Source organism: Clavibacter rahimiani (assembly GCF_052654495.1).
The window spans coordinates 3,142,907-3,155,239 of record NZ_CP199790.1; the positions used below are offsets into that span (position 1 = coordinate 3,142,907).

Annotated in this window: 13 protein-coding genes; 5 read left to right on the forward strand and 8 right to left on the reverse strand. The window is 75.2% G+C overall.

Translation table 11 applies throughout. The annotated features are described in order from the left end of the window. Nucleotides 1-7 precede the first annotated feature (7 nt). The 3 genes from ACT7CP_RS15075 to ACT7CP_RS15085 form a co-directional block, all read right to left on the reverse strand. Nucleotides 8-973, reverse strand: coding sequence for an alpha-ketoacid dehydrogenase subunit beta (locus ACT7CP_RS15075; protein WP_413962582.1), 966 nt, complete (start codon nt 971-973; stop codon nt 8-10). 83 nt (nt 974-1,056) lie between these two features. Beyond that, nucleotides 1,057-2,169 (reverse strand): thiamine pyrophosphate-dependent dehydrogenase E1 component subunit alpha, encoded by a 1,113-nt coding sequence (locus tag ACT7CP_RS15080; protein WP_445442825.1) that lies wholly within the window; start codon nt 2,167-2,169, stop codon nt 1,057-1,059. 9 nt (nt 2,170-2,178) lie between these two features. Then, nucleotides 2,179-3,294: a pyridoxal phosphate-dependent aminotransferase gene (locus tag ACT7CP_RS15085; protein WP_413961803.1), complete on the reverse strand. Its 1,116-nt coding sequence runs from the start codon at nt 3,292-3,294 to the stop codon at nt 2,179-2,181. A gap of 79 nt (nt 3,295-3,373) precedes the next feature. Here ACT7CP_RS15085 and ACT7CP_RS15090 point away from each other — a divergent pair, with 79 nt between their 5' ends. Then, the gene (locus ACT7CP_RS15090) at nt 3,374-3,769 is read left to right on the forward strand and encodes a phage holin family protein (RefSeq protein WP_445442826.1); all 396 of its coding nucleotides are present in this window, start codon (nt 3,374-3,376) and stop codon (nt 3,767-3,769) included. A gap of 8 nt (nt 3,770-3,777) precedes the next feature. Here the strand turns inward: ACT7CP_RS15090 and ACT7CP_RS15095 are convergent, their stop codons facing one another. Beyond that, nucleotides 3,778-5,145 (reverse strand): alpha/beta hydrolase family protein, encoded by a 1,368-nt coding sequence (locus ACT7CP_RS15095; protein WP_445442827.1) that lies wholly within the window; start codon nt 5,143-5,145, stop codon nt 3,778-3,780. Continuing rightward, complete coding sequence (locus ACT7CP_RS15100) at nt 5,142-5,417, reverse strand: hypothetical protein (RefSeq protein WP_445442828.1); 276 nt, start codon at nt 5,415-5,417, stop codon at nt 5,142-5,144. Before ACT7CP_RS15100 ends, ACT7CP_RS15095 begins: the two co-directional genes overlap by 4 nt. A gap of 187 nt (nt 5,418-5,604) precedes the next feature. On the opposite strand from ACT7CP_RS15100, the gene ACT7CP_RS15105 reads away from it, so the two are divergent. After that, nucleotides 5,605-6,132, forward strand: a complete 528-nt coding sequence (locus ACT7CP_RS15105; RefSeq protein WP_413961807.1) for a low molecular weight protein-tyrosine-phosphatase — start codon at nt 5,605-5,607, stop codon at nt 6,130-6,132. Nucleotides 6,133-6,145: 13 nt separating this feature from the next. Further along, a complete protein-coding gene (purB, locus tag ACT7CP_RS15110; protein WP_445442829.1) occupies nt 6,146-7,528 on the forward strand; it encodes an adenylosuccinate lyase in 1,383 nt (460 codons plus the stop codon). 108 nt (nt 7,529-7,636) lie between these two features. Here the strand turns inward: purB and ACT7CP_RS15115 are convergent, their stop codons facing one another. Together ACT7CP_RS15115 and ACT7CP_RS15120 are read right to left on the reverse strand one after the other, a co-directional pair. Further along, on the reverse strand, nt 7,637-7,906 hold the full coding sequence (locus ACT7CP_RS15115; protein ID WP_445442830.1) for a hypothetical protein: 270 nt from the start codon (nt 7,904-7,906) through the stop codon (nt 7,637-7,639). A 2-nt stretch (nt 7,907-7,908) separates the two neighbouring features. Next, complete coding sequence (locus tag ACT7CP_RS15120) at nt 7,909-8,583, reverse strand: hypothetical protein (protein ID WP_445442831.1); 675 nt, start codon at nt 8,581-8,583, stop codon at nt 7,909-7,911. 376 nt (nt 8,584-8,959) lie between these two features. Between ACT7CP_RS15120 and ppgK the strand changes: the two genes are divergently transcribed. Next, nucleotides 8,960-9,844: a polyphosphate--glucose phosphotransferase gene (gene ppgK / locus ACT7CP_RS15125; protein WP_445442832.1), complete on the forward strand. Its 885-nt coding sequence runs from the start codon at nt 8,960-8,962 to the stop codon at nt 9,842-9,844. An 89-nt stretch (nt 9,845-9,933) separates the two neighbouring features. After that, nucleotides 9,934-11,052, forward strand: coding sequence for a glycerate kinase (locus tag ACT7CP_RS15130; protein WP_445442833.1), 1,119 nt, complete (start codon nt 9,934-9,936; stop codon nt 11,050-11,052). 54 nt (nt 11,053-11,106) lie between these two features. Here ACT7CP_RS15130 and ACT7CP_RS15135 read toward each other — a convergent pair whose 3' ends face one another. Next, on the reverse strand, nt 11,107-12,315 hold the full coding sequence (locus ACT7CP_RS15135; protein ID WP_445442834.1) for a glycosyltransferase: 1,209 nt from the start codon (nt 12,313-12,315) through the stop codon (nt 11,107-11,109). Between the last annotated feature and the right edge of the window lie 18 nt (nt 12,316-12,333).

The window sequence follows — 12,333 nt, forward strand, 5'->3', positions numbered from 1 at the left end:
GCGGCGTCTAGTAGGCGAGCGAGCGGTCGACGGCCTCGAGGATGCGGTCGGCATCCGGGAGGTACAGCGTCTCGAGCTTCGCGGGCGGGAACGGGGCGTCGAAGCCGGAGACGCGGATCACCGGCGCCTCGAGCGAGTAGAACGCGCGCTCGGTGACGGTGGCCGCGATCTCGGAGCCGACGGACACGTGTCCCGGCGCCTCCTGCGCGACGACGAGGCGGCCGGTGCGCTGGACGGACTCGAGGATCGGCCCGTAGTCGACGGGCGAGAGCGAGCGCAGGTCCACGACCTCGACGCTCGTGCCCTCCTCGGCCGCGAGCTCGGCGGCCTGCAGCAGCATCGCGACCATGGCGCCGTGGCCGACGAGCGTGACGTCGGTGCCGGAGCGGACGACGCGGCTCTCGTGCAGGCCGATGCCGGGCGCGGAGAAGTCGACCTCGCCCTTCGGCCGGTAGCGGGCCTTGGGCTCGAAGAACATGACCGGGTCGTCCGACCGGATGGCCTCCTGGATCATCCAGTAGGCGTCGTGCGGGGTGCTCGGGCTGACCACCCGGAGGCCGGGGGTGTGCGCGAAGTACGCCTCGGGGCTCTCCTGGTGGTGCTCGATGGCGCCGATGTGGCCGCCGTAGGGCACGCGGATCACGACGGGCATGCGGAGGGCGCCCTCGTGCCGGTTCGTGATCTTGGCGAGCTGGCTCGTGATCTGGTCGAACGCCGGGTAGATGAAGCCGTCGAACTGGATCTCGCACACGGGCCGGTAGCCGCGCATGGCCAGGCCGATGGCGGTGCCGACGATGCCGGACTCGGCGAGCGGGGTGTCGATGACGCGGCGGTCGCCGAAGTCGCGCTGCAGGTGCTCGGTGATGCGGAAGACGCCGCCGAGCGGGCCGATGTCCTCGCCCATGAGCAGGACCTTGTCGTCCTCCTCGAGCGCGCGGCGCAGGCCCGCGTTGAGGGCCTTCGCCATGGGCATGCTCTCGATGCCCGCGGGGGCGCCGTCCGCGGCGCCGGTCCCGGCGCCGGGCCGGGCGGCCTCGGCGCGGTCGATGGTGTCGGTCATCGGGTCCCTCCCAGCGAGGCCTCGTAGCGCTCGAGCCACTCGCGCTGCTCCGCGGTGACGCTGTGCGGATCCGAGTAGACGTGGTCGAAGATGCCCGACAGCGGCGGGCCGGTGAGCTCGATGGTGCGGCGGCGGACGTCGGACGCGAGGTCCCGCGCCTCCTCGTCGATGCCGTCGAACAGGGACTGCGGCGCGCCCTGGGCCCGCAGGTACGCCTCGAGGCGGGCGATCGGGTCCTTGGCGACCCAGCCCTGCAGCTCGTCGTCGGTGCGGTACTTCGTCGGGTCGTCGCTCGAGGTGTGCGCGCCGACGCGGTACGTGAGCGCCTCGATGAAGGAGGGGCCGCGGCCGTTCCGCGCGTCGTCGAGGTGCTTGGCCGTCACGGCGTAGCTCGCGAAGACGTCGTTGCCGTCGACCTGCGTGCTGGGCACGCCGAAGCCGCGGGAGCGGAGGTAGAGGGGCGTCCGCGACTGCGTGGAGACGGGGACCGAGATCGCCCAGTGGTTGTTCTGGAGGAAGAAGACCTGCGGGGTCTGGAAGCTCGCGGCGAAGACGAACGCCTCGCTGACGTCGCCCTGGCTGGTGGCGCCGTCGCCGTAGTAGGCGATGACGGCCGTGTCGCGGTCGGGGTCGCCCGTCGCCACGTCGCCGTCGAAGGCGACGCCCATCGCGTAGCCCGTGGCGTGCAGCGCCTGCGAGCCGATGACCAGCGTGTAGAGGTGGAAGTTGCCGACCGCGGGGTCCCAGCCGCCGTGGGTGACGCCGCGCATGAGGCGCACGATGTCGACGGGGTCGATGCCGCGGATCAGCGCGACGCCGTGCTCGCGGTACGCGGGGAACACGTGGTCCTGGGCTCGCGTGGCCCGGCCGGATCCGACCTGCGCCGCCTCCTGGCCGGTGCTCGGCGCCCAGAGGCCGAGGTGGCCCTGGCGCTGGAGGTTCGTGGCCTCGAGGTCGAACGCCCGCGTGAGGCGCATGTCGCGGAGGAAGCCGCTGTGGTCGTCCTCCGTGAGTCGCTCGAAGTACGGGAGGAACTCCTCGGCGGAGTCGCTCGGTGCGAGCTCGCCCGCGGGGGTCAGGAGCTGGACCGTCACATCGCTTTCCGGCATCGTCCCAACCTACCGGCGTGCCGGGTGGCCCTCCGGCAGCCCCCGGACAATCTCCGCCGACGCGTTCAGTAGCTTCCGGACAGAGGCGGGCTCGCCGACGGTGACGCGGATCCCCTCGGATCCGAACGCGCGGACCACGAGACCCGCGGCGGCCAGCTGCGCCTCGACCTCGGCCGTCTCGGCACCCGTGGCCAGCCAGACGAAGTTGCCGTGCGGGCGCGGGACCTCCCAGCCCTGCTCGGTGAGCGCGCGCCAGGCCTCGTCGCGGTCGCGGGCGAGCACGGCGACGCGCTCCAGGAGCTCGTCCTCGTGCTCGAGCGACGCCAGCGCCGCGTGCTGCGCGTGGCCCGTGACGGACAGGGGGATGGCCGCCGAGCGGGCCGCGTCGAGGATCCGCGGGTGCCCCACCGCGTAGCCGATCCGCAGTCCCGCGAGCCCGTAGGCCTTGGAGAACGTGCGGAGGACGACGAGGTTCGGGTGGTCGGCGAGCAGGCGCATGCCGTCGAGGGCATGCTCGGGGGCGACGAACTCGCCGTAGGCCTCGTCGAGCAGCACGAGCACGTCGCGCGGGACGGCCGCGAGCAGGCGCTCGAGGTCCTCCCGGCTCACGAGCGTGCCCGTGGGGTTGTTCGGGGTGCACACGATGACGACGCGCGTGCGGTCGGTGAGGGCCGCGATCATGCCGTCGACGTCGTGCGAGTGGTCGGGGAGGTTCGGGATGGGGACGCCCGTGGCTCCCGCGACCGTGATGAGCGTGGGGTACGCCTCGAAGGAGCGCCACGCGTGGACGACCTCGTCGCCCGGGCCCGCGGCGGCCGTGATGAGCTGCGAGAGGATCGCGACGGATCCGGCACCCGCGTGCACGTGGTCGACCGTGACGCCGAAGCGCTCGGCGAGCGCGGTGCGCAGCAGGGTCGCCCCCGCGTCCGGGTAGCGGTTGACGTCGCGGACCTGGTCGATGCGGGCGAGCACCGAGGGCAGCGGGTCGAACGGGTTCTCGTTGCTCGAGAGCTTGAAGTCGTCCTCGCCGGCGGGCTTGCCCTGGCGGTACGCGACCATGGCCGCGATGGCGGGGCGGAGCCGCACGGGGGCCGCCGGGTCGAGGGGCGCGGGTTCGGGGGTCACCGGGCGATTCTACGGGCGGCGCCCCGCCGTGCCCCCGCCGCCCATGGCCGGTCGAGGCGCCGTCTGCGAGGATCGGCGCATGCCCCGATTCCTCGTCCGCGTCGTGATCAACGCCGTCGCGCTCTGGCTCACCACGCTCATCGTCTCCGGCACGGTCGTGACCGCCTACGAACCGGGCGACGCCACGGCGACCGTGCTCACCTACCTCCTGCTCGGCGCGATCTTCGGCGTCGTGAACGGCGTGATCGGCACCGCGATCCGCATCGTGGCGTTCCCCCTCTACATCCTCACGCTCGGGCTCATCTCGCTCGTCGTGAACGGCCTGCTCTTCCTCCTGGTGGGTGCGATCTCCGACGCCCTCGGATTCGGCCTCACGGTGGAGGGCTTCTGGTGGGGCGTGCTCGGCGCGCTGCTCATGGCGGTGTTCAGCTGGCTCGTCGGCCTCGTGCTGCGCCCCGTGACCGCGAGGGGCTGACCCGCCGTTCACCGCGTGCCCTGCGTGCGGCTCGGCGGCACGACGGGCGGGCGCTCCGCCCGGTAGAGGTGGGACGCGACGGGCGTCGCCCCGTCGAGGAAGCGGTGGAGCCCGTCGCGCGCCTCGACGAGCCGCGGCGAGCGCGAGGCGTCCATCTCCGCCGCGGTCGCGCGGTAGGTCAACAGCTCGTGGGCGTCCAGGGGAGCCGCCGACGCCGCCAGGCCGTACGCGGGTGCGCGCACCACGACGTCGTCGCCCGCGTCACCGTCCGAGGAGCGCATGCCCCCGAGCGCGGGGACCGGATCGTCCGTGTGCTCCACCGCCACGCCGTCGGTGCCCGGGCGCAGCGGCAGCTGCCCGAGCGGCGAGCCGAAGGTGAGCTCGTGGGTGACGTGGAAGCCCGGGTCGTCGCCGACCGAGCGCGCGAGGATCCCGCCCATCGAGTAGCCCACGACGTACACCTCGTCATCCGCGGTGACGCCCGCCTCGCGGAGCGCGGTCTCCGCGGCGCGGACCGCGGATCCGCCCTCCGTCGCGAGGGCGGCGGTCGCGGACGCGGGGCCGAACTCCTCGCGTCCCGTGCGCGGGTCCAGGGTCTGCATCCCGCCGAGGTAGGCGACGAAGCGGCGGCCGCCGTCGGGTGCGCGGTACTCCTCGACGCGCATCTGCGGCGCGCCGGGGACGGGGTCGGGGATCCGGTCGGCGAGGTCGGCGAGGGTCGACGGCGCCGGCCGCAGGGAGTCGGGTCGTGCGTGCACGGACGCGGGCGCGTCCCGCAGGAGGCCGACGGCGCCGAGCAGGGCCAGGAGGCCCGCGGCCGCCTGCCGGACGTCCTCGTCGCGCGCGGCCGCAGGCGGCACGAGGCGCGTGGCCGCGGCCGCGACGTCCGACACGACGTCCCGGACGGCCGCCGGCAGCATCAGCCGCCCCGGTCCGTCGGGACGGTGCGCGATCATGCCGCCGAGCCCGAGCACCTGGATCCCGTCGCCCGCGAACCGAGCGACGTCGCCGAGGAGGCCGCCGCCGGGCGTGCCCGCGGCGAGCGCGCCGCCTCCCTCGCCCGACGCGGCCCGGACGCACCGGTCCACGTCGCGCTCCCCGTCCGCGTACTCGTCGGCGGCGCGTCGCAGGTCGACGGCGAGGGCCCGCGCGTCGTGGGCAGCGGCGGAGAGGAGGTCGCGCGGCACGTCGAGGCCGACGTCGTGCTCGCCCGCGACCGTGACGGCGAGCGGTGGCAGGGCGAGCGCCACGGCATGCTGCTCGAGGCGCTCTCCCGCATGGTCGAGTCGCGCGGCGAGGCGCGTGAGATCGTCCGTGACGACGGTGGTGGCGCCCCCGACGGTGACCGCGAGGCCCGGGGCGGTCCCGTCGCTCACGGGCGGATCCCGGGGCATCCGGACACGGATCCCGCCGCCGGACGCGCGTCGTGGAGCAGGGTCGCGGCGAGCGCGATCCGGCCGCCCAGGTCGTCCAGCGCGCGGGCGAACGCGTCGTGCGCGCGTCCGGTCCAGGACGGGTCGTCGCGGCACGACGCCACGTCGCGGCCGGTCTCCGCCACCGCATCCGCGAGGGCCGCCAGCGCGTGCTCGCGCGCCCGCTCCTCGACGCGCAGCTGGCCCGGCGTCCCTCCCTCGCCGTGCCCCGGCACGGGCACGAGCGGATCGCCCCCGCCCGCGCCTGCCGCATCCGCCCGCTCCTGCACCGCGTCCCCTCCCTCTGCCCGTCGACCCGCATCGTGCCCGTGAGGGAGCCCGCGGCGCGGTGGGGGCCGGCATCCGGGGACGGAGGCCGTCCCGGGGGATGTGGGGAGGGGGCGCAGCCGACAGAATGAGCGCATGGGAGCCCCCGACTCTCCGGATCCGACGGCGCCACCCGTCTTCCGGATCGCCTTCGTCTGCACCGGCAACATCTGCCGCTCGCCGATGGCGGAGGTCGTGTTCCGGGACATGGTGCAGCGCGCCGGCCACGCGGACCGCGTGTCCGTGACGAGCGCGGGCACGGGCGACTGGCACGTGGGCGAGCAGGCGGACGAGCGGACGCTGGCGGCGCTCGAGCGGCGCGGGCTGTCGGGCGCCGCCCACCGCGCCAAGCAGTTCGACCCGGACGCGCTCCCCGACCTCGACCTGGTCGTCGTGTTCGACCGCGGCCAGGAGCGGACGCTGCGCCAGTGGGCCCGGACGGAGGCGGACCGGGCGAAGATCCACCTGCTGCTGTCGTTCGATCCTCCACAGGCGCACCTGCGGGACGTACCCGACCCGTACTACACCGACGCGGCGATGTTCGACCGGGTTCTTGGGATGATAGACCGTGCCTCCCGGGCCCTCCTCACGCAGGTGGAGCCCGGCATCCGTCCCCCCAGCTAGGAGATCACCCCGCATGAGCCCGTTGCCCCCGCAGGTGCTGAGCCCCCTCGACGGCCGCTACGCCCCCGTCGTCACCGAGCTCGGCGAGCACCTCTCGGAGGCGGGTCTCAACCGGGCGCGCATCCACGTCGAGATCGAGTGGCTCATCCACCTCACCGACCGGTCGCTCCTCTCCTCCTCGCCGTTCACCGACGAGCAGAAGGCCGCACTGCGCCAGGTCGTGGCGGGCTTCGGACAGGAGCAGATCGACGCGCTCGCCCGCGTCGAGGCCGTCACGCGCCACGACGTCAAGGCGGTGGAGTACTTCGTGCGCGACCGCCTCGAGGAGCTCGGGCTCGGCCATGTCGCGGAGCTCACGCACTTCGCCTGCACCAGCGAGGACATCAACAACCTCTCCTACGCGCTCGTCATCGACCGCGCGGTGCGCGAGGTGTGGCTCCCGAAGCTCGTCGCGGTCATCGGCGCCCTCCGCGAGCGCGCGCTGCTCTTCCGCGACGACGCGATGCTGTCGCGCACGCACGGGCAGCCGGCCACGCCCACCACCCTCGGCAAGGAGCTCGCGGTGTTCGTGCACCGGCTCGAGCGCCTGCGCGCCGACGTCGAGGACGTCGAGGTCCTGGGCAAGTTCAGCGGCGCCACCGGCACCTTCGCGGCCCACCTCGCGGCCGATGCCGACGTCGACTGGCCCGCCGAGTCGCGCGCCTTCGTCACCTCGCTCGGGCTGGTGTGGAACCCGCTCACCACGCAGATCGAGTCGCACGACTGGCAGGCCGAGCTCTACACGCGCATCGCGCACGTCAACCGTGTGCTGCACAACCTCTGCACCGACGTGTGGACCTACATCTCCATGGGCTACTTCCGGCAGATCCCGCAGGCGGGGGCCACCGGGTCGTCGACCATGCCGCACAAGATCAACCCCATCCGCTTCGAGAACGCCGAGGCCAACCTCGAGCTCTCGGACGCGCTGCTCGACTCGCTCGCCTCGACGCTCGTCACCTCGCGCCTGCAGCGCGACCTCACCGACTCCACGACGCAGCGCAACGTCGGCGTCGCGCTCGGGCACTCGCTGCTCGCGCTCGACAACATCGGCCGCGGGCTCCTCGAGATCGACGTCGACCGGGCGCTGCTCGCGGCCGACCTCGACGCCAACTGGGAGATCCTCGGCGAGGCCATCCAGACGGTGATCCGCGCGGAGATCGTCGCGGGGCGCAGCTCCATCAGCGACCCCTACGCCGTGCTCAAGGAGCTCACGCGCGGCAAGCGCGTCGGGCGCGACGAGATGCGCGCGTTCGTCTCCGGGCTGGACATCGGCGACCAGGCGAAGGCGCGTCTGCTCGAGCTGACCCCCGCCGGATACGCCGGGCTCGCGTCGCAGCTGGTCGACCACATCCTCTGAGGGGTGCCGGTGGGAGCCGCCCCCTCGGGAGCGGCTCCGGCCGGAGCGGCGGGGCGCCCCGGTCGCGGGCGGATGAGGGCGAGGGCCTGACGCCCGACGCCCGGCGGGTCAGTGCCGGGTCGGCCGATCCGGGTGGTCCTGGTCGTCCAGGTCCTGGAGCTCGTCGCGGTTCGGCTTGAACGAGAGCGCGAGCATGGCGAGCATCACGAGCGCGCCGATGAACGCGACGCCCGTGAAGACGACGACGACGGTCCACGCCTGCGCGTCGCCCGGACGGGTGCTCAGCGCGACGATCACGCCGACGAACGCGGCGAGCCCGGCCGCGATGGCGAGCAGCTCGACCGGTCGCATGCGGTCCTTGCGGATGTTGGAAGTCACGGTCAGCTCGCGCTCTCGGTGGTCCGGGGGGCGTCCGCCGCGGAGGTCGCGGTGGGCGTGGAGGTGCCCCATTTCATGCTCAGGGCGGCGATGACCAGGAAGACCCCGACGATCGCCGCGTAGGCGCCCAGCAGGCCGACGGCCACGACGGGCGCGGTGAGCTGGCCCTCGCGCTGCTCGACCCCGCCGTACGGGACGACGAGGTCCGGCGGCACCAGGAGGAAGGCGACCGCGAGGACGACCGTGAGCGCGCCCACGGTGATCGCGTCGGTGGCCCCCGGCACGCGGCCGCGCGAACGCAGGCCGGACACGAGCTCGAGGAACCCGGTGATCGCGGCCCACACGCTGACGACGTAGAGGAGGACGAGCACGCCCCCGTCGCGGGCGAGGAGCGCGGCGATGCCGGCCGCCATGGTGATCGCGCCCTGGGCGACGGCGGCGGTGCGGATCCGCGCCGCCGGGCCGCGGAGGGCCCGCGCGCCGAGGCCCGCGGTGACGAGGCCGGAGACGATCGCGAAGACGCCGAACGCCACGAGCCCGAGGGCCGGCGAGTGGTCGCTGGAGAAGGTGATGAACGCGGCGAGCGCGAGGGCGGGGAGTGCGCGGAGGAGCAGCACGGGCCAGTACGCTGCCCGGAACGTCAGCTCGTCCTCGGACACGGCAGCCTCTCTCTCCATCCGGGCCAGCCTACTCGGTGGGTTCCTGGGCGGATGCTCGGCCGGGCCCCGCCGCGACCGCCCGCCGGGCTGGCCTAGGCTCGGTCCGTGACGAGTCCCCTCCCCCGTCTGGCCGCCGCGGCGGCCGGTGCGGTCGTCGGGCTCGCGGTCGTCTGCGCCGTGGGCGTGGCCTGCGGGATCGTCTACGCCCACCGGGCGTTCTGAGCCACGGCGGCCGAGGGGTCGCCGGTCCGGGACGCGCGGGCCGGGTCCGCCCACCCCGTCGCTCCATCCGCACGCGCCCCACCGCAGCAGGCACCCGCCCGCGCTCCGCACCCGCAACGCACACATCTCCGCCCAGCACCCGCACCCGCACCCGCAACCGAGAGGCCCCGCCGTGCCCCAGCCCGAGACCGCGCCGCGGCCCGCCTCCGAGAGCGGCCGGCCCGCCGGCGGGTTCATCCCGGTCGACCGCGCGGTCGTCGCCGCCCCCGAGGGCGCCGCGGCGGCCCTCGCGCGTCGCGACCGGCTGGCGCTCGGCATCGACATCGGCGGGACGACGCTCAAGGCCGGCATCGTCGACGTCACCACGGGGATCCGGCTCACCGAGCGCATGACCGTCGCGAAGCCGGTCGGCGGCGAGCCCGAGGACATCGCGGACGTGATCGCCGAGATCGTGCTGGAGCTCACGCCCGACGAGGACCTACCCGTGGGCGTCGGCGTCCCGGGGATCGTGCGGGACGGCATCGTCCGCTCCTCCGCCCACATCTCCGACCGCTGGCTCGGCATGGACGCGCGCACCGCGATCCGCGAGCGGAGCGGGATCGACGTCCTCACGGTCAACGACGCCGACGCCGCGGGCGTGGCGGAGCTCGAGTACGGCGTGCTGCAGGGCCGCGGCGGCCTCGTGATCCTCACCACCCTCGGCACGGGCATCGGCACGGCGCTCCTGCACGACGGGAAGCTGATCCCGAACAGCGAGCTCGGCCACGTCCACATCGACGGCGGCGACTACGAGATGCAGGCGGCGTTCTCCGCGGTGCGTCGCGAGGGCATCACGTTCGAGGCCTGGGCGGCGCGGTTGGAGCGGTACTACCGGCACCTCGAGTCGATCATGTCGCCCGACCTCCTCGTGGTGGGTGGCGCGGCGGCGCACGAGTTCGCGCGCTTCGCGGGGTTCCTGCACCTCGACACGGAGATCATCGCGGCGAGCCGCGGCAACGACGCCGGACTCGTGGGCGCGGCCCTGCTGGCGCACCGGGCGGGCGTCGCGCCGGACTGAGCGGTTGCCCGTCGCCGGCCGGCCGCTGCCGCGCCGGCGTCGTCGTCGCCCTCCCGCCCGGCGCCCGCGCCCTCCGGCAGACTGAACGCATGAGCACCGCCGCTCCCCGCCCCCTGCGCGTCGTCATGGCGCCCGACTCGCTCACCGGATCCGCCACCGCGGTCGAGGCTGCCGAGGCCCTCCGCCGCGGCTGGCTCCGCGCGCGCCCCGACGACGACGTGGTGATCGCCCCCATGGCCGACGGCGGGCAGGGGACCCTCGACGTGCTGGCGGCCGCGGTCCCGGGTGCCCGGCGCGTGCCCGTCCGCGTCACCGGACCCGACGACCGGCCGGTCAACGCGCACTGGCTCCTGCTGCCCGACGGCACGGGCGTCGTGGAGGTCGCGTCGACGAGCGGGATCACGCTGCTCGACCCGCTCCGCCCGCTCGCCGCGCACACCCGCGGCTTCGGCCAGGCCATCCGGGCCGCCCTCGACGCGGGCGTCCCGCGCCTGCTGCTCGCGCTCGGCGGCAGCTCGTCGACCGACGGCGGCGTCGGCGCGCTCTGCGAGCTGGGGGCCCGCGCCCTCCGCGCGGACGGATCCGCGGCCGCGGACGGCGGTGGATCCCTCGCCGGCATCGCGTCGCTGGAGCTCGCGGGGCTCCGGGCGCTCCCGCCCGGCGGGGCGCGGATCCTCGGCGACGTGCGCGCGCCGCTGACCGGTCCCGCGGGCGCGGCCGCCGTCTACGGGCCGCAGAAGGGCGCGACGCCCGCGGACGTCCGGGCACTCGACGCCGGCCTCGCGCACCTGGCGGGGCTGCTCGGCGTGGATCCCGCGGCCCCGGGATCGGGCGCGGCCGGCGGCACCGCGGCGGGCCTGATGGCGTGGGGCGCGGTCGCGTCGTCGGGATCCGCGGGCGTCGCCGAGGCGATCGGGCTGGCCGGCCTCGTCGCGCGCGCCGACGTCGTGGTGACGGGTGAGGGGCGCTTCGACGCGCAGTCGCGGACGGGCAAGGTGGCCTCGCGCGTGCTGGACCTCGCGCGGGAGCACGGCGCCGCCGCGGTCCTCGTCGCCGGAGCCGTGGCCGCGCCCGCCGACGGCTTCCGGGCCGTGCGCTCGCTCACCGACCTCGCGGGATCCGCCGACGCCGCGCGCGCGGACGCCGCCGCGTGGCTGGAGCGGGCCGCGGAGGACGTCGCGCGCGACGCGGGGACACTTACGGGCTGAGCCGACGCGAGCCAGCGCACGCCCGCACCCCGTCGGTCCGACGCGACCCCGCCCTCAGCCCCGCGTGCCCGCCACCTGGTCCCGAACCCGCCGCTCCCCCAGCACCCGGTACTCCTCCGCGACGTCGGCCGCCGCGACGTCCCACGTGTGCCGGGCCGCGTGTTCGCGCGCCGACGCCGAGAGCCGCGCGAGAGCAGGCCGGTCGGCGAGGAGGTCGCGGATCGCCCGGGCCCAGTCGACGGGATCCCGCGTGGGCACGAACACGCCGGTCACGCCCTCCCGCACGGAGTCGACGAGCCCCTCCGTGCGCGCGGCGATGACGGGCGTGCCGCAGGCCGCCGCCTCGAGCGCGACGAGCCCGTAGGTCTCGGCCGCCGACGGCATGAGCGCGAGGTGCGCGCCGGCGAGCGTCCGGGCGGTGGCGGTGCGGTCGAGCGCGCCCGTGAACACGACGTCGTCCTCGAGGCCCAGCGAGCGCACGAGCGCGTGCAGGCTGGCCGCGTACGCGTCGCGGCCGGGCGAGACGCCGCCGGCGATCACGAGCAGCGGACGGCTCGCGGGATCCAGCAGCGCGAGCGCCCGGAGCGCCACGTCCTGCCCCTTGAGCGGCTGGATCCTGGCCAGCAGCACGATGCGCACCCGCCCGCCGCCCTCGCGGCCCGACGGCTCCGCGAGGAACGCCTCCTCCACGCCCGGCGCGACGACGTGCACGAGAGCCGGATCCGCGTCGTACGCCTCCACGAGCAGCCGCTTCTCCGACTCCGCCGACGCCACCACGAGGTCCGACGCCCGCACGAGCCGCCCCTCGTCCGCGAGCCGCGTCGCGGGCTCCGGGGTGTCGCCCGGCACGAGCCGCCGGTTCTTGCCCGCCGACACCGAGTGCAGCGTGAGCACGTGCGGCACGCCCCACGCGCGCGCGACGGGCAGCGCCGCGACGGCCGACAGCCAGTAGTGGGCGTGCACGACGTCGGCGGGCGGCAGCGCCGCGAGCGCCTCCGCGAACGCGTCCGTGATCCCGGGCAGCTCCTCCTTCGCCAGCGGCCCGGCCGGTCCCGCCCGCAGCGCGAGCAGCGCGACGCCGGGCGCGACCTGCATCACCGGCGGGTCGGCGGGATCCGTCGCGCGCGTGATCAGCCGCACCTCGTGCCCCTGCCGCCCGAGGCTCCTCGCGAGCTCGAGCAGGTAGACGTTGAGCCCGCCGGCGTCGCCGGTGCTGGGGGTCTGGATCGGCGACGTGTGCAGCGAGACGAACGCGATCCTCATGGCTGCGATCCTACGAGC